Raw genomic sequence first — 23940 nt, forward strand, 5'->3', positions numbered from 1 at the left:
CGCGGCACCCGTGCTCGTCTTCCGGAATGCCGCCGAGCCCAAGCATGCGCGCTCCGGCGCCAGGCATCGGGCGACCCGATAGGCCGCCGGGCGGCGATACCGACCCAACCGGCCGCGTGGTCTGTGCGTGCAGGACCATGGCGAGCTCAGCCGATCGAGGGGCTGAGCTCGCCCAGTAGGGCTCGGCCGGCAGCGCGACTCGGGTCCGGCAACCTTTGGCGTCACGGCTGACATCCCAACCCGGCGTGTGCCGCCTCCGGCTGGTCTGCGTCATGTCGCCGTCTCACCGCCTGGCCAGACACCTCTTGCGGGCCACGCGGCAGACCTTTCCGCCCGTCTGGCGACGCCTCAATTTCATCAACATGTGTTTACGTCATAACGGGTCAATTATGAGTGAATCGCGCGAATCGCATCTGTTGCGAATGGGGATCTTGAGCTACCGTCGGGCACGTTCATCAACACCTGTAGATGGATGGCTCTGGCGTCCTCGGCATGTAAGCCCTTCGCCTTGCCGTAACCATCTGGGGGTGGAAGCACGTGGCCACAGGAGGCGCAGTCTTGTCCGGCAGCAGCTTCACGTTCGGGGGGCTCCCCACTTCGATTCCACTCGCAATATCCACTCCGGTGCTGCGATGAGTAAAACAAACAATGCACCTGATATCCCGTCTTCTAATTCCCCCGATCGTTATATGATGCCCCGTGAGGTGGAACACCGACTCGGTATTTCGCCTTCAACTCGGCGTCGGTGGACGAATCGCGGTCTACTGCGCGCGTACCCTCTTGGCCCGTACTACCGTCCCGGTCCAGGAGATAATCGGGAGGGAAACAGGAATGGCAGTCGGGTGCGATACAGCGAAAGGCAGGTCAACGACCTGTTCGAGCGTATTAAGAATGGCGAGCTTGCTCGCTCACCGAAGCCACTGGATCCGTAGGGACGTCGGGCTGAGGCAACGTTTGTTTTCTCTCAAGGAAGGGGCACATGGCTGAGTCCGACGCACCGTTTGACCGGTGGCACAAGAAGCATCCGAAGCCGGGCGATGTGCCGTGTAAGTGCGGTACCAAGAAGAACCCACTCTACCCGTCTGCCGACCACGGCCGAGGGCAGCGGTGGCAGGCCCGCTACACGGACCCGAGTGGAAAGCCGCGCCGCCCGGCATTCGACACATGGCAGGAGGCTCGTGACCACCTGGACGAAGTGCGCGTCAAGCTGCGCGATAATTCGTGGGTGGATCCGGAGCCGGGCAGGAAGACGGTCGAGTTCTATGCCAATGAGATGATCGAGCGCAGGCGCAAGAAAAAGAAGAACAAAAACACGATCGACAACTATGCGAGTCATGTGCGCCGACACATCATCCCGTTCGCAGGGAAACGGCCGGCCGGGACCCTCACACGCAGGGACTCCATGGACTTCGTGGACTACATCATGGAGAAGCCCGAGATCAATTCGGCGTACACGGTAGCCCAGATCTTCAAGACCTGGAGGATTCTCGTGAACTACATGATCGACGCGGATGTCCTCCTCCCGGCCAATGTCGTCGCCCGTATCGAGCTTCCCGAGATCGAGGACGAGGACGAGGTTGCCCTCTCGCCCGAGCAGGTCGTGTCACTGGCCGACGCGATGCGCGAGATCGAACCGCGGCTGGAGATAACAGTGTGGCTCGCGGCCTGCGCAGGACTTCGCAAAGGTGAGGTCTTTGGGCTCAAGCGGTCCGCCGTGGACTGGGAGGCGGGCCTGCTCTACATCCGGGAGCAGCGGCAGCACGGGCGGGCAGCGAAGCTCAAGACCAAGGCCAGCTATGCGACGTTGCCCGTCGACCGATTCCTGATCGACCGGCTGACGGAGCATACCGCCAAGTTCCCTCAGGTGGCGCCTGTGTCCAGGGAAGGGGAGCGTCAGCGCCGGGCGCGAGGCTATGTCGCGCCGCCGGACGAGGGCCTGATCGTGACGAACCGGTACGGCCGGCCGCTGCAGCGCAGCTTCAACGAGAAGTGGCGTGCAGCAGTGAAGCTGGCTGGACTGCCCGAGGGGACGCGGTTCCATGCACTCAAACACTTCTACACGTCGCAGTTGGGAGCGTCGGGACAGTTCGATCCGAAAACTGTCCAGGCCCTGTGTCGGCATGCCAAGTTCACCGAGACGTGGGACACCTACGCGCACCCGCCTGTCGCGGTTCAGGGCGTCTCTGTGACTACCTTCGGGGGTCTGTTCGTCTCGGCGGAGGGCGATCGGTCCCAGGAGGCCCGCTCGTCCGGCGGCGCTGATCCGGGCTTGACCCCGGCAGCCCCTCCTGTGCAAGACTCTGAAGCAGCTTGAGGCTAACCACCGCGGCGCGAGGGTGAGCTGGTCCGTGGAACGACCCGCCTACCCAATTCGACCCCGATTCGACCCCATGGGTTCACTCGGAGCGGATCAACGCTCTGACCAGGGCCAAAGGTGGTGCTCCGGACAGACGGCCTATGACCGCTGGTACGAGGACGACCACTACTACGCCGGCGCGATGGCGATGCCCTGGATGTACGCCGGCCGCCGCTGGGTGGCCACCCGGGACCTGCGACTCCTGCGCTACCCGGAGAAGTCGGCCGTCGCCCGGCCCGTCACCACCGGCTGCTACCTGTCCACGTACTGGATCACCGAGGGCCGCCACGCCGACCACATGCGCTGGACGGTCACCATCAACCAGCGCCTCAACCGCGACGGCCGCGTCTACCGCGACCGCACCCACGTGTTCACGGCCTTCCACGACCACGAGACGACCGTGTACCGGGATGGGGCCGCGGGCCCGCGGGACGTCCACGCCCTCGACCATCCCTACGCGGGCCTGGTCCTGGAAGTCGTCGACGCCGAGTCGCCGGAGCAGCGGGCCGAACTGCTGGAGTGGCTGCGCTCCCGTCACCTGCCGAAGCGGCTGGCGCCCGGAGGAGATGTCACGGCCCCGGCCGCGCTGGTGACGGTCTTCCGCCCGACCCCGCTGCCCGGCGACCGCATGTCATACGTCAAGCAGGTCGAGGGCGTCGACACCCGGCTGACCCTGCTGTGGTTCCTCCAGGCCGACCCGCGGGAGCGCTGGGAGCCGTACTTCACGGGCCTGGACACGGCCGTCGCCGAGGCGGGGCTGGGCAGGGTGGAGCTGGTGGCGCCGTTCATCCCCACCGTGCCGGGCACGGACACGTACGTCGACCAGCTCCGCTGACCGGTGGCGTCAGGGCCGCCACTCCTCCGGGCACGGCGTCCCGCGCGGCAGCTGGTACGGCGCCGCCAGCCGGTACGTGCCCGCCTTCGGCGCCAGCAGCACCGTCCACTTGTCGCCCTCGGCATCCTCCGCCGACTCCATCAGGCAGCCGTTGACGTTCTCGTACGTCTTCGGCTCGCCCTCGGGACGGCTCTTGGACGCCTCCGTCTCCTGCGGGGGCTTCAGGCTCTTGCCGTCCGCGTCGACGACGCTCAGCCACGGCGAGTACGGGATGCGGATGAGGACGCGGCCCGCCTTCTTCACGTCGATCGTCATCTCGCCCTGCTCGGCGCGCTGCACGACCGCGTTCGGCTCCGCCAGCGGGGTCGGGTCGGTCACCTTGAACAGCTGCCAGTTGGCGTCGCCCCAGACCTGCTTCAGATACGGCAGGCCGCGCTGCACCAGCTGCCGCTCCCGCTCGCCGCCGTCCCCGTCCGGCTCGTCCTTCGGCACGACCACGAAGTGCACGGCCCAGCGCTTGAGCCACTCGTGGTAGTTCGCCGAGTTCAGCGTGTCGTCGTAGAAGAGCGGGTTGCGCTCCATGTCGGCCTGGCGGTTCCAGCCGCGGGCCAGGTTGACGTACGGGGCGAGGGCGGAGGCCTCGCGGTGGGAGCGGGCCGGGACGACCTCGACGCGGCCCTTCTCGGCGCCGACCTCCTGCAACTCGTTGACGAGCGGTGCCAGCTCGCGCGCCCAGGAGGCGGCCGGGGTGGTGTGGACGATGTCGTCGACCGACTTGTAGCCGATCCAGACGGTGAAGCCGGCGAAGGCGACGACGATCGTGTACCACTTGCGCGTGCGCGGCACCGCGAACGGCAGCGCGGCGACCAGCGCCACTCCGGCGAACAGCATCGCCAGCCGGGTGATGTTGGAGCCGATCTGCGAGCTGATCAGCCACACCAGCACCACCGACAGCCCGTACACGGCCGCCGTCAGCCGGACCGTCCGCCACTCCTTCGGCACGAGGACGAAGACGAGGATCGAGTAGACGAGCGGCAGTATCACCGAGGCGAACGTCATCGGCTGTGTCCCCGAGAAGGGGAACAGCCAGGCCGACACCGCCACCACGGCCGACGGGGCGAGACCGAGCGCCCAGGCACCCGGCAGCCGCTTCTGCAGGAACAGCGCGACGGCCACCAGACCCACGAACAGGCCCGCGACCGGCGACGACATGGTGGCCAGCGCCGCCAGCGGGGCCGCGCACAGGGCCTTCGCCCAGCGCTTGTAACGCCAGCGGTACGGCCAGCAGAACACGACGGCGACCGCGCCCAGCGCGAACATCGTGCCCAGCCCGAAGGTCACCCGCCCGGACGCGGCGTTGCACAGGAGCGCGAAGACGCCCGCCAGCGCCGCCCACAGCGGGTTCCGCACCGACCGGCTGCGCATGAGGAGCAGCGTCAGCAGCGCCGCCGACACCGTCCCCGCGATCATCATCGTCGTCCGGACACCGAGCAGCGACATCAGATACGGCGACACCACGCTGTACGACACCGGGTGCATGCCGCCGTACCAGGCCAGGTTGTACGCCGAGTCCGGGTGCCGGCCGACGAACTCCGCCCACGCGTCCTGCGCCGCCAGGTCGCCGCCGCTGTTGGCGAACGTGAAGAACCAGACGACGTGCAGCGCACCGGCCAGCCCGGTGACGGACAGCACCGGATGCCGCAGCATGCGCGCACGCAGCGCCAGGACGGCGGCCTTCGCGCGGGAGGGCCCGCGGGCCTCTTCAGCCGCGGCCTCGCCGCCTTCTCCCTGTGCCGCGGGCAGCCGTATTCGCGGGCCGGTTCCCGGGCCCGGATCGGCGTCGTCGGTGCGTGTCGGCTCCGCAGTGGCCACCTGAGGCACTCCCCGTGTCCCGTCTTCTGTTCTGGGCCGCGTCCCGTTCGCCCCGTCTTCACAGACGCGTTTCCACGCCCGGTGACCTGTCCCGTTTCGTGACGCTAGCACGCACCCCGCCAGGCGGCTCTCCGGCGGGGTGCGGTCCACGGCGTCGCGCCCGGGCTCAGCCGAGGCGGGTCAGCTTGTCCGCGAAGCCGGGCTCCACCAGGTCCTTCTGGAGGGCGACCGGGACCTTCACGGCGCTGCTCGTACCGTCGCCGACGGTGAGCGTGCCCACCTTGGTGCCGGCCTTCGCCTGGTGCGGCAGGTCGTCCGCGGCGAACGTCAGCTTCACCGTCAGCCCGGCCCAGCCGACCGCCGTGACGTCCTCCGTCGCCACCACCGGCGTCCGCCCGCCGAGCCCGTCGTCCACGTACCCGACGACGTCCCCCTTCTTCAGGATCGTCGCCGACTCCAGCGCGTCCTGCGCCGCCCGGATGAGCTTGTCGCCCTCGTACAGGGCCGCGCCCAGGATGGTGTTGTCCGGCCCGCCCGCGGGCTGGCGCACCACCGCGCCGACGATGGTCCGCGTCTCGCCGCCGACGTCCTTCTTGGCGGCGAACACCAGGTTGCCGAGCGCGGAGGTGGTGGTGCCGGTCTTGATGCCGACCACGTTGTTCCTGCCGACCAGCTGGTTCCAGTTGGAGTGGTTGACGCCCTTGTAGTCGTCGTACGACATCATCGCGGCGACCTCACGGAAGGCGGGCTGCTTCATCGCCGCCTTGGCCAGCTTCACCTGGTCCACGGCCGTGCTGACGGTCGTGTTGTTCAGGCCGGAGGGGTCCGTGTACGTGGTGTTCTTCATGCCGAGGTCCTCGGCGGCGTCGTTCATCTTCGCCACGAACGCCTTCTCGGACCCCGCGTCCCAGCGGGCCAGCAACCGCGCGATGTTGTTCGCGGACGCGATGAGGATGCTCTCCAGAGCCTCCCGCTGGGAGATCTTGTCGCCCTTGGTCACCTTGACCGTCGACTCCTGACCGGCGTCGGACTGGTCCTCGGCGGCCTGGTCGATCTCGATCTTCGGCCCCTCCGCACCGCTCTTGAGCGGGTGGTCGCGCAGGATCAGATACGCCGTCATGACCTTGGCGACACTGGCGATCGGCACGGGCTTCTGCTCACCCGACGAACCGAACGTGCCGATGCCCTGCACGTCCAGCGCGGCCTGCCCGGCGGACGGCCACGGGATGTCGACCTTGCCGCCCTCGAAGGTGTAACTGTCCTCGGCCGTGAGGTCGAGCGTCGGCGCCGGCAGCGGCCGCACACTCTGCACGACCGCGAAGACGATCACCAGCAGCAGGACGAGCGGCGTCCAGATCTTCACGCGCCGCACGGCCGTCCGCAGCGGGGTGTCCGGCGGCGGCGGGGTGTTCGTCAGCTCGGCCAGCAGGTCCAGCGGCGGCTTCGGCGGCAACGGCTGCTGGGTCGTCCGCTCCGGCCCGACCTGCGGCACGGCCGCGGTGGCCTCCGCCGGGGCGGCCTTGGGCATCGCGGTCGTGGCATCCGCCGGGGGTGTCCTGGGCGGAGACACCTTCGGCAGGGCGGTCGTCGCATCGGCCGCCTTCGGCTTCCGCGCCGACGGGTCGTCCAGATCCTTGAGCGCGACGAACTTACTGGTGCGCTCGGCTTCGGACTCGGACTCGGACTTGGGCTCGGGCTTGGGCTTCGGTGGGGTGGCGGGGGTCTTGTCGGTGGCTCCCGTGCCGGTCTTGTCGGTGGCCTTGTCGGTCGCTTCGGCGTCGGCCTTGTCGGCGGCCTCTTCGGCGGGCTTGGCCGCGCCGCCCAGCTTCAGCATGGTGGTGGGCTGGTCGACGGCGGGCGCGGAGGGCCGTACGGCCTTGAAGACGGCGGTGGGCTGATCGACGGGGCGCTCGCCGGGCTCAGGGGAGCCGGCTGCGTCGCCCTTGGGGGAGCCGGCCCTGGAGGAGCCGGCGCCGGCAGCCTGGTCGGCCTCGGTGTCCGGGCTGTCAGCCTTGGGGGCGTGGTCCGCTGCGGCCTTGTCCGGGCTGGTGACGGACTGCGGGGCGTCCCCCGCGCGGGATCCGGCGGCGCCGCCTTCAATGGTGGTCTGCCCCGCGCCGGTCGCGGCGGCACGGGCCTCGGCGTCCTGGTCGGCGTCGGTGTCGCCGTCGGACTGCGGGGCGGGGTCCGTCTCGGGCCCGGCGTCGGACGTGCGCGTGGCGTCGGCCTTCGGGGCGGCGGGCTTGGGAGTGTCGCCCTCGGAGGCCGGTACGTCCGTGTCGCGTCCGGGGGTGCTGTCCTCGGCCGCCTCGTCGTCGGTGTCGTCCTTCCGCGAGGGGGCGGCGGTGTCCACCGGCGCGTCTGCCCGGTCGCCCTCGGTGCCGGCGGTCACGCCGGTGTCCTTGTCCGCCTCGCCCTCGGCGTCCCTCGCGGCGGCACGGTCGCTCGCGGGCTGGGCGACGGGCGTCCTCGCGTCGCTGTCGGCGTCCGTGTTGGTGTCGGTGTCGGCGTCCGGGCCCGTCTTCGACGCCGGCTTCGTGGCGCTCTTGTCGGCGGAAGCCGCGTCCGTGGCGTCCTCGGGCGCGTCTCCGGCCTCGTCGGTGTCCTCGGGCCCCTGAGCCGCTCCAGCGGAGCTCTCGGCGCCCTCCGGCGCGCTCCCGGCCCCGGCGGTGTCCTCCGGCCCCTCCGCGGCAGGTGCGGAGCCCTTGGTGCCCTCACCGTCCCCGGTGTCGTCCCCCGCCCCGTCGGTGCCCTTGTCCTCGTCCGCCGACCGCACCCACGCCGCCACCGCGTCCCGCAGGCGCCCGTCACGAGCCCCACCGGACTCGCCACCGTCACTGTCACCGGAAGAGCCGGAAGAGCCGGAAGAGCCGGAAGAGCCGGAAGAACCCGAAGAGCCCGACGCACCGGGCACGGCCGAGTCGGCCGGCCCCGGCGCGTCATCGCCGCCCGAGCCGTCGTCCTCGGCGGAGTCCTCGCCCTGCCCGGCCGCCCCCGTCACTTCGTGCGCCGACAGCACGCGGGTCGCCGTATCGACACCCCCCCGCGCCACCGCGAGCCGCGGATCGCGCGACGTGCCCGTCCCGCTCGTCGCGCCCGCTGCGCTCGTCTCGTCCCTGGCCTCGGGAACCGGACCCGCGCTCCCCGACGTCGGTTGTGCCGACGACTCGCGCTGCTTCGACCTGTCGGGGGACTCGCCCGCCACCGATGCCTCCTCCATGCGCCGCACGCCACGCGTGCGCCAATCGAACCGTGAATCGCCGCCCGGGACACCGCTCCCCAGACGCTGTCCGAACCATGTACCAGTGTCCTGTGTGCGGGCTCGACTCACGCGGAAGACGAGAACGACATACCTACTGGTTCCACTACGAACCGGTCACGCACCCTCGACAGACCAATGTGAGAGGGGTCACCCTGTCATTCATCCACGCGGGGAGGCATGGATGGGCAGGAGCCGCAGAACACTTCCGGAGGAGCTTCTGCTGCTGGCACTGGACCCGGCCACGGGTACCACTGCACAGCCGCAGTCGCTCGACCTCGGTCTGGCCGGAGCACAGCTAGTGGAGCTGGCGTTGGCCGGACGGATAGCCCCAGACGGGGATCGTATCGCCGTGGTGGTACCACGGCCGACAGGAGATCCGACACTGGACAGCGCGTTGGAGTTGCTGCGCAGGCGCGGTGCTCCCGTACGGGCCGTCCACTGGATCGGCGGACCCCGACTCGGGCTCCGCCAGACCTACCTCTCGCATCTGGAGCGGTGCGGCATGGTGCACGCCGTGGCCGGTCAGATGTGCGGGGTGTTGCCGACGACTCGCTACCAGGCGACGGACAACGCCATCAGCCGGGAGATCAGGGCCCGGCTGGATTCCGCGATCCGCACCGGCGTACCGCCGGACCCGCGGACCGCGGCGCTCGCCGCCCTGGCACACGCGGTCGGCCTCGGCAAGCACCTGTACCCGGGCAACGAGGGACGCTCGTCCCGTTCCCGGCTCAGGGACCTGATCAGGCATGACCCCATGGGCGGCCTCGTGGCGCACGCCGTGATGGACGTCCAGAACGGCGTGGCGGCTCAGCCGCGCCGCAGCCCGGCCCCGTCCGGCCGTCCGGCCGCCGGAGGCAGGGGTGCGGCGGAACCCGCCCGCGGTGTTCCGGCGCAGCCACGCCGTGGCTCCATGGCGCGTGCCGTGGCCCACTGAGCCGCAGATCCCAGGGCAGGGCAGCACCACAACACCGCACCCCGGCAGCACGACGACCGGTACCACGCGCGACAAGACCCCCAAGACCCGGTCACGGGAGCCGCTGTCCGAGCGGGGCGGAAAGGCCGTACGGTCCTTCCGCCCCGCTCGGCGTGCCGGGACAATGTGCGTCGGACGACCGGAACTGGCGTGTACCCGTCGCATATCCGCCGTTTCCCAGCGGTACAAAGCACCTTGGTGGCAGTCTGCTCAACAGCAGATACGCAAAGTAGAGGCACGCAGCCGGAGGTGCACGTCCCGTGGCGTCCAATGTCAATCCCACCGTCAGGCGGCGCCGGCTGGGCCAGGAGCTGCGCAGGCTCCGCGAGCTCAAGGGCATGACGGCCGAGGAAGTGGCGGAACGACTGCTGGTGTCGCAGTCGAAGATCAGCCGACTGGAGAACGGCCGGCGCAGCATCAGCCAGCGCGACGTCCGCGACCTGTGCGGGGTCTACGAGGTCGAGGACCAGCGGATCGTCGAGTCGTTGATGCAGATGGCGAAGGACTCGCGGCAGCAGGGCTGGTGGCACGCCTTCGGGGACATCCCCTACAGCGTCTACATCGGCCTGGAGACGGACGCCGAGTCGCTGCGGGTCTACGAACCCCAGATCATCACCGGCCTGTTGCAGACCCGTTCGTACGCCGAGGCCATCATCCAGGGGGCGTTGCCCGAGACGTCACCGGCGGACATCGACAAGCGGGTCGAGGTCCGTATGCGGCGGCAGGAACGAATTACCACCGACACCAATCCGCTGCGCCTGTGGGTCGTGCTCGACGAGGCGTCGCTGCGCCGGGTCGTGGGAAACCGGCAGGTGATGCGCGAGCAGCTGGAGCACCTCGCCGAGATGTCCCAGCTTCCGCACGTCACCGTGCAGGTGCTGCCCTTCGACGTGGGCGCGCATCCCGGCGTCAACGGGCAGTACGCGATCCTGGAGTTCGCCGATGCGGCCGATTCCAGCGTGGTGTACATCGAGGGCGTCACCAGCGACCTCTACCTGGAGAAGGCGCACGACGTGCAGAAGTACACGGTGATGTACGAGCACCTGCGGGCCCAGTCGCTGAACGTGGACCAGTCGCGGCAGCTCATCGAGGACGTCGCGAAGGACTACGCCCGCTGAGCCGCCGGATAGTACACCCCTGAAGCGCCCGACTGGAAGACTCACCTGGAATATGCCATCCAGTCGAGTGAATGACTGCTCCGGATGCCGCAGGGGGCGAGTAGCGTCGATCACGCCAACCCCCAGCAGACGTTGGCGCAAACCGCTCTTCGGCCCGGCCGGGACGGCAGAGCGGTGACAGCAGCTCAGCAACTGGCTACCGGAGCAAACATGGCAATTCTTCAGGGTGCCGCGGACACGTGGACCAAGTCCTCCTACTCCGCGGGCAACGGCGCATGCGTCGAGGTCAAGTCCCCGTCCGTGGCGGCACTGGACGTACGCGACTCCAAGGTCCCCGACGGTCCCACGCTGGCCTTCCCCGCCGACGCCTGGAACGCCTTCGTGGCATCGGTCAAGGAGTGAGGGGAGAGTCCTCCTGACCCTGGCCGACCACCCGACCGACACCTTCACACGCACCACCGAAAGAGCCCTCTCGACAAGCCCGCCGTCCTTGCCGAGGGGGTTCGGCCTGTGCACGGGCCGAACCCCAACGCCCCGTCAGCTCACGGGAAGGGCCACATCGCACACGGGATCCCCGGCATCGCTTCCCGTGCATCTCGGAGCTCCTCCCCGGCGCGTTCCGCCTGGTCGGCACGGACGCTCGGCCCTGCCCCAAGGGCAAGGTCAAGCAGCCAGCTGACCCTCCACGGCCGCCACGACCTCCGGTGCCTCCGGCTCGGTCTGCGGCGAGAAGCGGGCGACGACCCTGCCGTCCCGGCCGATGAGGAACTTCTCGAAGTTCCAGCGGATGTCCCCGCTGTGCCCCTCGGCGTCCGCGAAGCCGACGAGCCGCTCGTACAGCGCGTGCCGGCCCTCCCCGTTCACCTCGACCTTCTCGGTCATCGGGAAGGTCACGCCGTACGTCGCCGAGCAGAACTCGGCGATCTCCTCGGCGCTGCCGGGCTCCTGCCCGAGGAACTGGTTGCAGGGCACGCCGAGGACGGTGAAGCCCCGCTCCGCGTACCGCTCGTGCAGCCGCTCCAGGCCGGCGTACTGCGGGGTCAGGCCGCACTTGGAGGCCACGTTCACGACCAGCACGACCTGGCCGGCGTACTGGGAGAGGTCGGCGGAACCGCCCTGGAGGGCGCCGATCTCGACATCGAGGGGGGAAGCGGAGGTGTTCTCTGCAGTCGTCATAGGCGGATGCTAGTTCCGGTGGCTGACATCCTCCCGACCGGGGCGTGACGCCTTCACCAGCACCTCCCCGGCCGCCGTCCGCTCGTACAGCACCCAACGCCCCGCCCGGCGCCGCTCCACCAGCCCCGCGTCCCGCAGCACCCGCAGATGCCGCCCGACGGAGCCGAGCCCCTGCCCGGTCACGGCGACCAGCTGACTGGTGCTCAGAGGAGAGCCGAGGAGGAGCAGTACGTCAGCGCGTGCGGCGCCGAGCAGTGCGCCGAGGCTCGCGGGGACGGGCCTGCCGCCGCGGTCGGTGAGGGCGCCCGCGCACGCGTAGACGAGGGCGTAACGGTCGGTGCCCTCCCAGGAGACCCAGCCGATGCGCTGCGGGGTGACCGGGACGAACACCAACTGCGCGCCGGATATCTCGCGCGGCGGATACTCGTGCAGGTTGACCCGCAGCCGGTTCTCACCGAGCCACCGCGTCCCCGGCCCCAGCCCCTCCAGCGCGGCCGCCCAGCCGCCCCGGCTGACCCGCGCGGTCCGCGCGACGACATCGGCCTCCAGGATGCGCCGGCGCCGCGGCCAGTACGGGCGTACGGCCTCCCGCCAGACGTACGTGAGGAGCTCGGCGGCGCGCTCCGGGAGGTCGTCGCGGTCCAGGCGGGCCGGGAGCCGGCCGCGCAGGGAGACGGTGAGATGGGCGCGGGCCGCCTCGGGCGAGGCCGACCGGACGCGCGCGACCTCCTGCTCGAAGGTCTCCCCCTCGCGCGGGGTGGGCGTGAGGAAGTCCGCGATCCACTCCGGTCCGAGCCCCGAGCGGACCAGCAGCGCGGTCACCGGATCGGCCGCCAGGCGGTCGCGGTAGGCGGGCAGATGGGCGGCGAGCCAGGCGCGTTCACCGGGGTGCGTGGCCCGGGCCGTGTGCAGCAGCCCCAGGCTCGCGAAGGTCTCGGCGAGCTGGGAGAGCACGAACCGGCTCCCGGCGAGGGTGTCGGCGTTGACCTGCCACCAGCCCATGAGCCGCCCCTCCGCAGCCGGACGTTTCGCGTGTGCGCGAAACAGTAACGGCGAGTGTCCGGGCCGCCCAAGACTGCGCGCATGCGCAGCTACCGCGACCTCTTCCGCACCCCGGAGTTCACCCCGTTCTTCCTCGCGTCGTCGGCGCAGGCGGTCGCCCAGACGGTGGGCGGCCTGGCCCTGGGCACCCTGGTGTACCGGGCGACGCAGTCCCCGCTGCTGTCGGCGGTGAGCATGTTCGGCCCGTCCCTCGCCCACGTGCTCGGCGCGACGTTCCTGCTGTCGGCCGCCGACCGCCTGCCCCCACGGGCCACGATGACGACGCTCGCGCTGGGCTTCGCGGCCGGTACGGCGGTCCTGGCGCTGCCCGGCCTGCCGGTCCGGGCGATCCTCGCCGTCGTCCTCGCCAAGGGGCTGGCCGAGTCCGTGGGCGGGGGAGTGCGCTGGGGGCTGCTGAACGAGATCCTCACCAAGGACGGCTATCTGCTGGGGCGTTCGGTGTTCAACATGATGAGCGGGGTCATGCAGATCACCGGATTCGCGGCGGGCGGCGTCCTGGTGGCGGTGCTGTCCCCGCGCGTCGCCCTGCTGCTCGCCGCCGCCCTGTACGCCACGGCGGCCCTCGGCATCCGCCTCGGTCTGACCCGCCGCGCACCCCGCGCCGCCGGCCGCCCCTCCGTGGCCGCGACCTGGCGCACCAACGCCGCCCTGTGGTCGTCCCCACACCGCCGCCACGTCTACCTGGCCCTGTGGATCCCCAACGGCCTGATCGTCGGCTGCGAGTCACTCTTCGTCTCCTACGCCCCCGACTCCGCGGGCATCCTCTTCGCGTGCGCGGCGCTCGGCATGCTCGCCGGGGACGTCACGGTGGGCCGCCTGGTCCCGCCCCGGCTGCGCCCCCGCCTGGGCACCCCGCTGCTCCTGCTCCTGGCCACGCCGTACCTGGCCTTCGCCCTGCAGCCCCCGCTCCCGCTGGCCGCGGCCCTTGCCACCCTGGCCTCCGTCGGCTTCGGCGCGAGCCTGGCCCAGCAGGAACGCCTGATGACCCTCACCCCCGGCGAACTCGCGGGCCACGCCCTGGGCTTGCACTCCGCCGGCATGATCACCATGCAGGGCGTCAGCGCGGTCCTCGCGGGCTCCGTGGCCCAACTGACGTCCCCGGCAACGGCGATGACGGCCCTGGCGGTCGCGTCTTTCGGGGTGACGCTGACGCTGGCGGCGGCCGGACGGCACGAGGGGAGGCCGGGCACGGCACGCCGGGGACATGGCCCGGCAGCGCCCTGCCCGGAGGCCGGTCCGGAGGTCACGCGTCCTCCGGGGCCTCACCCTCGATGAGCCGCTCCGCGATGTCGTCCGCCCACGCCTGCGCCCACCGGCGCAGTGCGGCCACGGCCTGCTCGTCGAGGCCGTACGCGCGGAACTCGGCGTCGTCGAGCCAGTCCGTACCCGTCAGCCGCGCCTGGAGGTCGGTGAGGTCGAACGAGTCGGGGGCGTGGCGCCGGCCGAGTTCCTCCAGCTCGGGCCGGGACCAGCGGTCCGAGGCGGCGTGCACGTCGATCAGGTCACCGGGCAGACCACGGTCGGCCAGGGCCCGCACCCGCGTGCCGACCAGGTCCTCCAGGGAGAGCGCCGGACCGAACTCGGTGTCGACGGGCGGCCGCCACAGCACCTCCTTGTGGACCCCCGCCTCGCACTCCTCCCCGCTCACCGGATCGGTGACGGCCAGCCGGGCGGACAGCGGAAGCACCTCGGCCACCCGCACCACCCAGCCGCGCGCCTCCAGTCCCGTCCGCACGGTGACGACGATGTCCGCCATCGCGGCCGCATGCTCGGTGGCGACGTCCACGCTCCGGCTGAGCCGGTCCACCAGACCGTGCGCCAGCACCGCGTACCCACCGGCGAGCACGACCCCGTACGGCTCACCCGCGGCAAGCAGATCGCCCAGCAACCGCCGGTGCGCGTCGCTCGGCTTCACGCAACGACCCGCACGGATGTCGTACGGCACGGCTGGGGGAGGGGTGAGGGTGCGGCCATGCCCCGATTATCGCCCGCGCCCCGCACACGGCGCCGACGACCGGCGCGGACGGGTGACGGCACACCCGGACCTCACGCCTGCTACCGGACCCTTCCTAGACCTTGCGCCCGACACCGCAGTAGGCATCCACGGGAGCGCCCGAACCCGCCGCAGCGCCACCCTCCGGACGCCACTCGGGCACCCGGACAACCCCGGGCTCCACCAGCTGGAGCCCGTCGAAGAACCCGCGGATCTCCTCGACACCACGCACGTAGTACGGCACCGCCCCGCTCTCGTTGTACGCCTCCGACGCGGCGATCATGCCCTCGCTGGTGGCCGTACTGTCACTGATCACCAGATGGCTGCCCGGGGCGAGGCCCGCCATGAGCCGCCGCACCAGGTCACGCGCCTGCTCGTAGTCGGCGACGTGCCCCAGCGTGTTGAGGATCATCAGCGCGACGGGCGCGGAGAGGTCGAGCGTGCCCGCGGCGGCCTCCAGGACGGCCTCCGGGTCGTACAGGTCGGCGTCCAGATAGGCCGTCCGGCCCTCGGGCGCGCTGGTGAGCAGGGCGTTGGCGTGGGCCAGCACGATCGGGTCGTTGTCGACGTACACGATCCGGGCGTCCGGCGCCACCCGCTGGGCCACCTCATGGGTGTTGTCGGCGGTCGGCAGCCCGGTCCCGACATCCAGGAACTGCCGGATGCCCCGCTCACCGGCCAGATACCGGACAGCACGCCCCAGGAACCGCCGACTCGTCACCGCCACGTCCACGAGCCCGGGGAAGATCTCCTTGATCTGGTCCCCGATCTCCCGGTCGACCTCGTAGTTGTCCTTGCCGCCGACGAAGTAGTTCCAGAAACGGGCCGAGTGCGGCTTGGAGGTGTCGATCCGGGCACGTATCTCCGCACCGGCCGGCTGCGAAATGTCGTCGGACATGGCGGGGCCTCCCGGGAGGTGGGGGTCGGTGATCACGCCCCAACCTAGGCGAACCCGCCGAGGCTCCAGGGAAGTCGAGCGATCTCCCGCCTGCGCGGCGGAAGTTTTCGGCCACGCACATCCGAGGGCCGCGGACAAGCTCGGCCGTGCAAGCCCCTTCAGCACGACAGACGACTGGCCATCGAGGGGATCCTAAGTCGCCTGCCTACAGGCAAGGTTGGGCTTCCGGCTCATGACATGGCGACCAGCACGCGCCCCCGGCTGCCGGCGTCGACGTGGTCGTGTGCCTTGGCGATGTCGTGGAGCGGGTAGCGGGCGGCGATGTCGGCGGTGAGGGCGCCGACGGCCGCCGCGGCGGTGAGGTCGCGGGCGGCCTGGCGTTTTGCCTCGGCGGGGACGTCGTCGCTGCCGATCAGGCGCAGCGTGACGTTGTTGAATGCCGTACCGCGGCCTGATGCCTGAACCCGGGTGCTGCAACTGATCTGGACCGCTACGCGCCAGGAGCCCGGTACTGGACCTGCTCGGCTCTGCGTAGGGCTTCCATTGTTTCATCGACGGTCAGGAGAACAGTTGTCTCAAACGAGCTGAGCGCGCCGCCTCCGCTGATCGCCAGCGCAACCGCAGCCATGGACACGTTGTCCGGAGCCTCCCACAGGCTGTAGCCGTCGTGCGTGCCGAAGGCATACCAGAAGCCATGGAGCTTCCCACCGACGGATTCGATGTACGTCTGAGCAGCTTGTGCTCGGTCCTCCGGGTGGCCGATTAGCCTTGCCCAAGTCTCCGGCGTGTAGCTGAACCTCGACAGGTAGAGCGGCATCATGTCTCCCTTTCGTTCCAGCAAGGGATGCCCCCGCAGGGCGGGAAAGGTGCCGGCGGAGACCCGCGCATCCCCCAAACGGCCGGGGACGAGGAACGAACTCGTGAAGAGTTGACCTCAACACGCTCGACGGCAAGCCGTACTAGGGCCCGTATCGGGTCGTGATCAATGAGCACCGCAGCTTCCGGGGCGGGTGTCCGTCTGGGGTACGGGGCCCGGCGATCTGCGGCTGCGCCGTGTGGGCGAGTGACCGGAAGCGATGCCGCAGGCAGGCAGCGGCGGGGTCCGAGGGCCCCAGCTGCGTGCCCGCCGGGATGGCGTGTCAGACCATGGTGATGGCGAGCCGGTCCACCAGCAACTCCACCCTCGACTCGGTGCACTCCGGCGGCAGCCGTCCCGAACGGGTCAGGGTCGCCACCCCGTGTAGGGACGCCCAGAACACCTCGGTGAACAGCCCCGGGTCGACGCCGTCCCCGGCGACCTCGCCCAGGCACTCCAGCAGCGCGGCGAAAGCGTCCTTGAGAGGTTTCGGGGTGTCCTCCTGTGCGTACGCCAGACCGCCGTCGAGCTGGAAGATGGCGTCGTAGACCGCCGGGTTGCGTTCGGCGAAGTCGAGGTAGGCGCGCGCGAGGGCGGCGACCCGCTCGCGCGGGCCGTCCACGGCGGCGGTCGCGGCCCGCACCGCGGCGGCCATCTCTGTGGCGCCTTGGAGGGCGACGGCGCCGATGATCTCGCGTTTGCCGCGGAAGTGGCTGTAGAGGACGGGCTGGCTGTATTCGATGCGTTCGGCGAGCCGGCGGGTGGTGACCGCGTCCCAGCCCTGCTGTTCGGCGAGTTCGCGGGCTGTCGCCACGATGAGGCGTTCGCGCTCCGCCCGCTCGCGCTGCTTGCGTTCCTGTACCGACATGATTCGATCCTAGCACTGCTAGACAAGAGAGCGGCAGCAGTACTAGCGTTGCCTCATCATCTAGCAGCACTAGATACCAAGAGGGTCATCATGCTCAACGCACTCGAGGTCGTCACCACCGTGGTCGTCGGCGTGATGGTGGGGGTGGAGTTCTCCGTCGCCTTCGTCATGAACCGGATCCTCAACGCCCTCCCCGAGGACAGCGGCCAACTCGGCCACGCCCACGGGGGCCGGATGCTCGGCGCCGTGATGCCGGTCTGGTACATCGGCTCGCTCGTCCTCGTCGGCATCTGGGCTGTCGCCGGGTGGCACCACGACGGCACCGGACTCGTCGTCACCGCCGCCGGACTGCTGATCCTCAGCGTGGTCATGTCGCTTCTGCTGCTCGTCCCGATCGCCAACCGGGGCAAGACGTGGACCCCTGACAACCGGCCTGCCGACTGGAAGCAGCAGCTGAACCGCTGGGAGCGCTACCACTACATTCGCGTCGCCGTCATCATCGCCGCCTTCGCCCTGCTGGTCACCGCCCTCACCTGAGCCCACGGGCTCACCCGCCCGGTCGTCAGCCGCAACTCACGAAGACTCGCAAGGAGAAGAACAGTGTCGCTGAAGAAGATCAACACCGTCCTGGCCGCCGCCTTCATCCTCTTCATCCTCTGGTTCGGGACGGAGTTCATCCTGAGCCCGCAGACGACGGCGCCGGGCTTCGGCCTGCCGAGCTGGCCGTCCGGCGACGGCGAGGGCTTCCTGATCATCAAGGGAATCCGCGACGTCGTCTTAGCCCTGGTCCTGGGCATCCTGCTGGTGACGGGCCACCGCCGGGCGCTGGGCTGGGTGCTGCTGGTGGAGGCCCTCGCCGCCTACGGCGACATGACCACAGTGCTGGCCCACCACGGCTCCGTGGCCACCGCGCTCGGCGTCCACGGCCTGACCGCGACGCTGATGGTGGTCAACGGCCTGCTGATGATGCGCGAGACCCGCAAGGTGGCGGCCGCTCCGGCGACGCCCGCCCCGCAGTCCGCCTGATCCCATCGGTCCAAGGTGGCCCGGACCTCCGTCGGGACACCTTGGCGCGTGCCGGTATTCGCGTGTCAGCGCCCGCCGGGAAAGGCACGTTCGGTTGGCATGTGCATAAAGTGACGTACGGGGGTCGGGAGACATGTCAGACTGCAGAAGGAAGCCGCCTCGCTGCACAAGGCAGCGTCCAGGCTGCGCAAGGTGGGGGAACCACACGGCGAGCCGTTGCAGGAGTGCATAGCCGTCTCGCACGACCTGTCGGCCCTCGGCGCCCTTCAACACCCCCGTCCGCCCGAGCCTCCCGGCTCCCGGCTGACTCTGTCATGCGACGACGAGACAGATGGCGCGATCCGCATCACCGACCCCGGTACCGGCCTGGCCCACATATTCCACACCCCGTGCCGGCGGCCGACGACACGGCCTTCACATTTTGGACGCGCTCACCAACCAGCGTATGGGCAATCAAATCTGGACCCGGATCAGGAACCTTCCGGATGATACTCCACTGAAGAATAGAATCGAGAGCCCCGAATGATCTCCCAGGAACTGGAAGAAGCCTTGGCGGCTGCGCGGTCCCTGCTTTCCGAGGACTTCGAACTGGGCATGATGAACGATGTCCCTGCCGGTTACTCCGGAGGCCCTCTCCCCTCTGACGTTCCTGCCGACTACGTGGACTTTCTGAACGGGGCGGACGGGGGGATCTTCGGCCGAGTAGTGCTCTTCAAGCCAAGGTCGTGGTCGACTCGCAGTTCTACGCGGAACCCGGGGAAGGGACTCCGGTACAGCTGAATCGGCAAGACTGGTTCTGCATCGGAAAGATCGACGAGGATCCCGTTTTTCTGCATAGGCCGACCGGCGAGATCTGGGGATTCCCTGACACCGGTGTGATCTGGTGGCAGAGCGAGATCTTCGAAAAGTTTGCCGACGACCTCAACACCTTCCTGCTCGACAGCGCATTCGGTAGCGGGTATCAGGAGATCTCCGGAGATGATCCTGATGACGCCTGGCTGACGGTTCTGCGGCAACTGCATCGCATTTCGTAGCTGCAACGCGCAACTCGCACGACCGATGTCCCGGTCCGTAACGTGGAAGCGACCAAGCCCCACGGGGCTTCCCATGTTGTCTAAGGGCTGTCCCGTAAATGATCTCTGTCGTGTCTGGTGGCCTGCTGGTTTCTGCGTCAACCGGCCAGGACGAGGTTGTGCAGCCGGGCAATGCCGAGCATGGCGTGGTGGACGCCGTCACCTTTCACGCGGCAGTCGCGAAGGATCTTCCAGCCCTTCATCCGGGCGAAGACGTGCTCCACGCGGGCGCGGACTTTGCGGTGGGATGCATTGTGCTGCTCCTTCCAGGCCGGGAGGTCGGCCTGGCCGCGTTCGCGGCGGTGAGGGATGACCAGGCCGGTACCGCGGTAGCCGCCGTCCGCGATGACCGTGGTCCTGCCGACAGCGTCTTTCGCGCCGGACAGCTCCCACGCCTTGCCGTCGTTGCGGTTGCCGGCGACTGGTCGGCCGACCGCGACGACGAGCCGAGTGTCCGCGTCGATGACGACCTGGTGGTTGGTGGAGTACCGGTAGTTCTTCGACCGCTCGGCGATGGTGTGGTCGCGGGTAGGGACCAGGGTGCCGTCCACGATCAGCACAGTGGCCTTGCGGAACCGCTTGCGCTGCTGGAGCGCGAGCGCGGGCCCGAGGTCGTCGATGATGCGGCCGGCCGCCGACTTTTCTGCTCGGTCTCTTCGTGCCTTGAGCTGCGGCATCAGGGGTGAGACACAGTCTCACAGGAGATAAATCAGAGCTCGATAATTTATAAATCCATACTGTGAAATCGCAAGCCTGATTTCTTTTCGCGGCGATGGCCAATTGATGCCGGAGTGATTAGAGATCGGGCTTTTCTTATTTCCCCGTTAGAAGCTCTATTCGGGAGCCACAATGTAATGGAGGGCGCCAATGCGCGAGTTTTTAAGCAAGTTGGGCGGACGATCCGGTTCGCAATTGCCGACGAGTCCCGGACCGCCCGCCTCAGGTCCCTGATCACGACGACGGCCATCGTCGTGACTGTGGGCCACTCCGTCCTGTTCGTCAGGTAGACGCCTCGCAGGACAACTCAAAGAGTACGGCGGGCTGCGTCCTCGTGGCTACAGCCCGCCGCACTCGGCCACGGCCCCTGCTCACGCACCGAAGCATTACTCAACGGCATGCCTTACCACCACTTCAACTGGCCGTGGAGAGGATGCTTCTGATGCCCCGCCGTCCTGGGTATGGCTCGTGCCGCGGCGCTGAGTGGGACGACATCTGACCCAGTTCGATCACGAGTCGGTGCCTTCGACAGGATCGGCCTGCTCAGCTAACGACAGTCAGCCACGGCGCAGAGGCGTCGACCGATCAGGCGCGCGTGTGCCTCGGCCGACCTTACCGCGCTGTCGGGGCTCGTCGTTAACCACAGCAAGTCGCGACGGCCGGCCCGTGACGGCGACATCTGAGCTCTCAGCTTGGGAAGCTGCGGGCTCCCGGTACCGAGCTGACCTGGGTTTACGCCCGGGTCGTGGCCTCGTTGGACGTAACTGGAGTCCCGTTATTCCCTGCCATTCCTCGCCGATCTGGGTGCCCTTGTTCTTCGGCTTGGTGGACTCGTCACGGCTTGCCGTTTATTTACCCTCTACGAAGCCTCTCTTTTATGTCTGCATATATTTCCATAGTTTTCCCCATGGGGCTAACAATAATTCCGACGTTATGGCTTGAAAGGGTTACAGTAATCCCTCCCAAGGTTGACGCGTCGAGCCCCACGATGCGCTCATAAGCGATGCGGTCAACTGGCTCACGCTGCCTGCGCGGCACATACATTATGGCATGAGCGGTCACGGCTAGTAGGCCATATGGTGGCGTGACGGGCTTTGCCGCATCCCATGCCTTTTTCAGGTCAGACTTCTCCTTCTCTACCTCATAATTCGAGGAAACAAGGAAACGCCCAATCGCCAAGTTGATGATCTCAATTTCCTGATGCTTGCCCAGAGAAGCGACTAGACGATCTAGTTCTTTCCTCCTGTATGTGGCCGTGTACTTGTCCGGAATTCTCCCCATAAAATTGGGAACCTGGACCTTTTCGCGGAAGATGCGCTCGACTTCGATAAATCGAGCAGTCTGGTCCTTTGTCACTCCCTGATGAACGTCATTTTGTGGCCCTGTCAGCAGTCTTATTGCTGACAGGATGCGGCGAAAGTCGTCATCAAAGCTATCTGCGCTCAGCGTGAGTGCTTGTTTAGAGAGAAGGCCTTGCAAGCTTTGAGGAAGGGTGCCCGGCGATGGAAGTTTGGCGCCCTCGACCAAGATAGGAATTATTTCTTTGCCTTGACTCAACGCCGACTCAATCTCTTTGCGGACCCAGTTGTTTCTATCATGCAAGGAGGGAATTCCGTCAGCGTTTGGAGCATTCCAATTGGCGCCGACTAGCGCCAACAATACGTCGCACTTCGCGATTGCTTCCGCTATGTGATTCGTGAAGTCTGTTCCAGCGGGCACGCTGTCAAGGTCTTTGAATATGTTTGGAGCCCCGAAGTGGCCTATCAGGCGGTGATGAAGCCATCCGGCATAGGCGGAAGTGTCACGCCGCCGGTAGTTGATAAAAACGAATGCCTTCTTATTTTCCACACGGCACCCCGTATCGGCCTATGACTCGGCGATGCGCACCACGCCGGACCATGCTCAAGTCTTAAGCACTTCGCCCGATGGTACCGTGGCTGGCTAAATAATGTCTATATGCCCTAGTCCTAGGTCAGCTGATCGCCACTCAAGCTCGATCGCGTGTTCGACGTAGCCGCCAATGTAAGGCTTGATCTTTCGCATCTAGCTCTTGAATTGACAGTAGAATTCGCGTGCTAGTTCGGTACGGTTGATCGCGCCTGGCGCCTACTATGAACCGATTTAAGCATCAACGTCGCTGATTGATGCGGCATGCACCGATGACCCGCGATTCGGGCGTCGTCGGCGGCGCTGCGCGCGCATGGGAGTCAGCGCTGCCGTCGCGTCAGGCAGTCAGTAGTGGTTCTGCCGGCCTCCGCGTGATCCGGCTGCACGACGCCCGCCATGGCACGGCCACCCTGCTCACGGCGGCCGGAGTCGCGCCCCGCGTGGTGATGGAGATCCTGGGCCACTCCCAGATCAGCATCACCATGGACGTCTACACGCACGTCGTCCAGGACACGCAGCGCGAGGCCATGAGCCACATGGACCGGCTACTCAGGAAGAGGCGCCCCGGTCGTCAGTGACCGCGCTCGTTGATGTCAGAAGTGGATGTCAAAGGCCACCTAGGAACGTTCCTAGGTGGCCTTTTGCCTGGTCCCCCGGCAGGATTCGAACCTGCGACACCCGCTTTAGGAGAGAGGGTGGGTGATCTCGGGTCTGATCTGCGGCTTCACCGGCCGAGGAACCGAGCGGCTACTCGACTATGGGACACCGGTGTTGACCGTGGCTGACCGTCGCAAGGGTTCGCCAGGCCGGGCGGCTGTAGTGTTTGGCTCGTAGGTCGTGTAGGCCGTCTGATCTCAGCGCGACGGACGCTTTGGAGGGACCGGTCCCGGGATCACGTCCTTGCCTAGGTGTTCCTTGATCAGGTACTTGAGCTCCGGTCCTTCGATGAGCTGAAGCCGACCATGCTGACGGGCGAAGTCGTGGCTGGCCCTGCCGAACCATGAAGTCGTGATCAGGATGCCCTTGGCGGCGCGCTTGTGCTCCACAACGCCGGCCAGCGCCTGGACTGCCTCGACACCTACGAGCTTGCTGTAGCGCTTGGCTTGGATGATGCACTCGCCGTTGAAGACTGGGTCTTTGCTGACGGCCACCGCATCGACACCTTCGTCTTTTGAGGCCTGGGTGTTCCATGCCTCCATCCCGATCGCTTCGAAGAGTTGGCGGATCAGGTGTTCGAACTCGGTGGGGGTCAGCTTGACCAGTACGGGCCTGCTGTCGAGGTCAGCTACCACGTCCATGCTGTCCATCAGGCGGTACTTGGTCAGATCGAACTCGATGATGGGCCGGATGGGTTCGAGGTCGTAAGGGTTGGGAGAGACAAGGGCATTGAGTCCCTTGAGACAGGCGGCTGGATCGACCTGGCTGAGGCGCAGCTTGCCGAACTGTTCCCTGCTGGCGCTCAGTGTGACGAGACAGGGTGAGACCTCCTGACCAGTAGCTCGGTCGATGGTCTTGACGCGACCGTTCAGGATGACGCCGTTGACTACCCGGTCGGGGTCGCTAGCCAGGATTTCGTGGACAGTCCGTAGAGCGACCTGTGCCAAGACCGACGAGTAGATCTCCTTGCGTTCCTTCTCCGGCCGAGGTACCGCGGTCGTCTCGTCCCGGCTCTTCACATACCTGTAGCCGCGCGCGGCGGGCACGATCGTCTCCGGCGGCAGCTGAACCTCGACAAGGACGTCCCCTGTAGCGGGCCGGAAGGCGATGCGGTGCTCGTGCGGGAAGCCCATCGGGTACGACGAAGCATCGAGGACGGCCCCCAGGTGCGCTTCCACTACTTCAGGATCGCCAGCGCGGTACGCCTCGCGCTGCTCATCCAACTGCCTGTTGAAGGCCTCGACCTCCTCAGCGGCCCGCTCCTCCGCCTGGCGGTGCTCCGCGCGCTTCTGCTCCAGCGTCACCCGGCGC

General features: G+C 68.0%; 19 protein-coding genes and 3 pseudogenes. 10 read left to right on the forward strand and 12 right to left on the reverse strand.

Annotated elements, in window-relative coordinates; all coding sequences use genetic code 11:
* Positions 1–979 precede the first annotated feature (979 nt).
* Both ACYVMZ_RS29005 and ACYVMZ_RS29010 read left to right on the forward strand, forming a co-directional pair.
* A complete protein-coding gene (locus ACYVMZ_RS29005; RefSeq protein ID WP_461084800.1) occupies positions 980–2314 on the forward strand; it encodes a site-specific integrase in 1335 nt (444 codons plus the stop codon).
* Positions 2315–2390: 76 nt separating this feature from the next.
* Positions 2391–3191 carry a hypothetical protein gene (locus ACYVMZ_RS29010; RefSeq protein ID WP_461084802.1) on the forward strand — a complete coding sequence of 267 codons (801 nt, stop codon included), beginning with the start codon at positions 2391–2393 and terminating at the stop codon, positions 3189–3191.
* 9 nt (positions 3192–3200) lie between these two features.
* Here the strand turns inward: ACYVMZ_RS29010 and ACYVMZ_RS29015 are convergent, their stop codons facing one another.
* Entirely contained in the window at positions 3201–5063 is a 1863-nt protein-coding gene (locus tag ACYVMZ_RS29015; RefSeq protein ID WP_461084804.1) for an MFS transporter, read from the reverse strand.
* A gap of 166 nt (positions 5064–5229) precedes the next feature.
* Positions 5230–8283: a D-alanyl-D-alanine carboxypeptidase gene (locus ACYVMZ_RS29020; RefSeq protein ID WP_461084806.1), complete on the reverse strand. Its 3054-nt coding sequence runs from the start codon at positions 8281–8283 to the stop codon at positions 5230–5232.
* Positions 8284–8506: 223 nt separating this feature from the next.
* Between ACYVMZ_RS29020 and ACYVMZ_RS29025 the strand changes: the two genes are divergently transcribed.
* The 3 genes from ACYVMZ_RS29025 (at position 8507) to ACYVMZ_RS29035 (ending at position 10818) form a co-directional block, all read left to right on the forward strand.
* Positions 8507–9259: a GOLPH3/VPS74 family protein gene (locus ACYVMZ_RS29025; RefSeq protein ID WP_461084808.1), complete on the forward strand. Its 753-nt coding sequence runs from the start codon at positions 8507–8509 to the stop codon at positions 9257–9259.
* A 299-nt stretch (positions 9260–9558) separates the two neighbouring features.
* Complete coding sequence (locus ACYVMZ_RS29030) at positions 9559–10416, forward strand: helix-turn-helix domain-containing protein (protein WP_461084810.1); 858 nt, start codon at positions 9559–9561, stop codon at positions 10414–10416.
* Between the two features lie 210 nt (positions 10417–10626).
* On the forward strand, positions 10627–10818 hold the full coding sequence (locus tag ACYVMZ_RS29035; RefSeq protein WP_461084812.1) for a DUF397 domain-containing protein: 192 nt from the start codon (positions 10627–10629) through the stop codon (positions 10816–10818).
* Positions 10819–11079: 261 nt separating this feature from the next.
* Here ACYVMZ_RS29035 and ACYVMZ_RS29040 read toward each other — a convergent pair whose 3' ends face one another.
* Complete coding sequence (locus ACYVMZ_RS29040) at positions 11080–11592, reverse strand: glutathione peroxidase (RefSeq protein WP_461084814.1); 513 nt, start codon at positions 11590–11592, stop codon at positions 11080–11082.
* Between the two features lie 9 nt (positions 11593–11601).
* Entirely contained in the window at positions 11602–12594 is a 993-nt protein-coding gene (locus ACYVMZ_RS29045; protein WP_461084816.1) for an ArsR/SmtB family transcription factor, read from the reverse strand.
* Between the two features lie 81 nt (positions 12595–12675).
* Between ACYVMZ_RS29045 and ACYVMZ_RS29050 the strand changes: the two genes are divergently transcribed.
* Positions 12676–13929, forward strand: a complete 1254-nt coding sequence (locus tag ACYVMZ_RS29050; protein WP_461084819.1) for an MFS transporter — start codon at positions 12676–12678, stop codon at positions 13927–13929.
* Here ACYVMZ_RS29050 and ACYVMZ_RS29055 read toward each other — a convergent pair.
* From ACYVMZ_RS29055 to ACYVMZ_RS29075, 5 genes and pseudogenes are all read right to left on the reverse strand, one after another.
* The gene (locus ACYVMZ_RS29055; protein ID WP_461084821.1) at positions 13898–14569 is read right to left on the reverse strand and encodes a nucleotidyl transferase AbiEii/AbiGii toxin family protein; all 672 of its coding nucleotides are present in this window, start codon (positions 14567–14569) and stop codon (positions 13898–13900) included. The two genes, ACYVMZ_RS29050 and ACYVMZ_RS29055, sit on opposite strands and share 32 nt — an antisense overlap.
* A gap of 154 nt (positions 14570–14723) precedes the next feature.
* Positions 14724–15545: an SAM-dependent methyltransferase gene (locus ACYVMZ_RS29060; RefSeq protein WP_461084823.1), complete on the reverse strand. Its 822-nt coding sequence runs from the start codon at positions 15543–15545 to the stop codon at positions 14724–14726.
* Positions 15546–15775: 230 nt separating this feature from the next.
* A pseudogene (locus ACYVMZ_RS29065) lies at positions 15776–15982 on the reverse strand (NADPH:quinone reductase); the annotation flags it as partial.
* Between the two features lie 53 nt (positions 15983–16035).
* Positions 16036–16362 carry a GYD domain-containing protein gene (locus tag ACYVMZ_RS29070; RefSeq protein ID WP_461084941.1) on the reverse strand — a complete coding sequence of 109 codons (327 nt, stop codon included), beginning with the start codon at positions 16360–16362 and terminating at the stop codon, positions 16036–16038.
* Between the two features lie 322 nt (positions 16363–16684).
* Positions 16685–17269, reverse strand: coding sequence for a TetR/AcrR family transcriptional regulator (locus ACYVMZ_RS29075; protein WP_461084825.1), 585 nt, complete (start codon positions 17267–17269; stop codon positions 16685–16687).
* A gap of 90 nt (positions 17270–17359) precedes the next feature.
* Here ACYVMZ_RS29075 and ACYVMZ_RS29080 point away from each other — a divergent pair, with 90 nt between their 5' ends.
* The 3 genes from ACYVMZ_RS29080 to ACYVMZ_RS29090 all read left to right on the forward strand — a co-directional run bounded on the left by ACYVMZ_RS29080 (position 17360) and on the right by ACYVMZ_RS29090 (position 19329).
* Positions 17360–17806 (forward strand): anthrone oxygenase family protein, encoded by a 447-nt coding sequence (locus ACYVMZ_RS29080; RefSeq protein ID WP_461084828.1) that lies wholly within the window; start codon positions 17360–17362, stop codon positions 17804–17806.
* Positions 17807–17869: 63 nt separating this feature from the next.
* The gene (locus tag ACYVMZ_RS29085; protein ID WP_461084830.1) at positions 17870–18295 is read left to right on the forward strand and encodes a DUF4267 domain-containing protein; all 426 of its coding nucleotides are present in this window, start codon (positions 17870–17872) and stop codon (positions 18293–18295) included.
* A gap of 725 nt (positions 18296–19020) precedes the next feature.
* Positions 19021–19329, forward strand: a complete 309-nt coding sequence (locus tag ACYVMZ_RS29090) for a hypothetical protein (RefSeq protein ID WP_461084832.1) — start codon at positions 19021–19023, stop codon at positions 19327–19329.
* 137 nt (positions 19330–19466) lie between these two features.
* Here the strand turns inward: ACYVMZ_RS29090 and ACYVMZ_RS29095 are convergent.
* Positions 19467–20009: pseudogene (locus tag ACYVMZ_RS29095) on the reverse strand (transposase); the annotation flags it as partial.
* 928 nt (positions 20010–20937) lie between these two features.
* Positions 20938–21933 carry a toll/interleukin-1 receptor domain-containing protein gene (locus ACYVMZ_RS29100; protein WP_461084834.1) on the reverse strand — a complete coding sequence of 332 codons (996 nt, stop codon included), beginning with the start codon at positions 21931–21933 and terminating at the stop codon, positions 20938–20940.
* 395 nt (positions 21934–22328) lie between these two features.
* Here ACYVMZ_RS29100 and ACYVMZ_RS29105 point away from each other — a divergent pair.
* Positions 22329–22550 (forward strand): annotated as a pseudogene (locus tag ACYVMZ_RS29105) (tyrosine-type recombinase/integrase); the annotation flags it as partial.
* Between the two features lie 276 nt (positions 22551–22826).
* Here ACYVMZ_RS29105 and ACYVMZ_RS29110 read toward each other — a convergent pair.
* Positions 22827–23933: a restriction endonuclease gene (locus ACYVMZ_RS29110; protein WP_461084836.1), complete on the reverse strand. Its 1107-nt coding sequence runs from the start codon at positions 23931–23933 to the stop codon at positions 22827–22829.
* Between the last annotated feature and the right edge of the window lie 7 nt (positions 23934–23940).

The organism is Streptomyces deserti, from assembly GCF_054782695.1.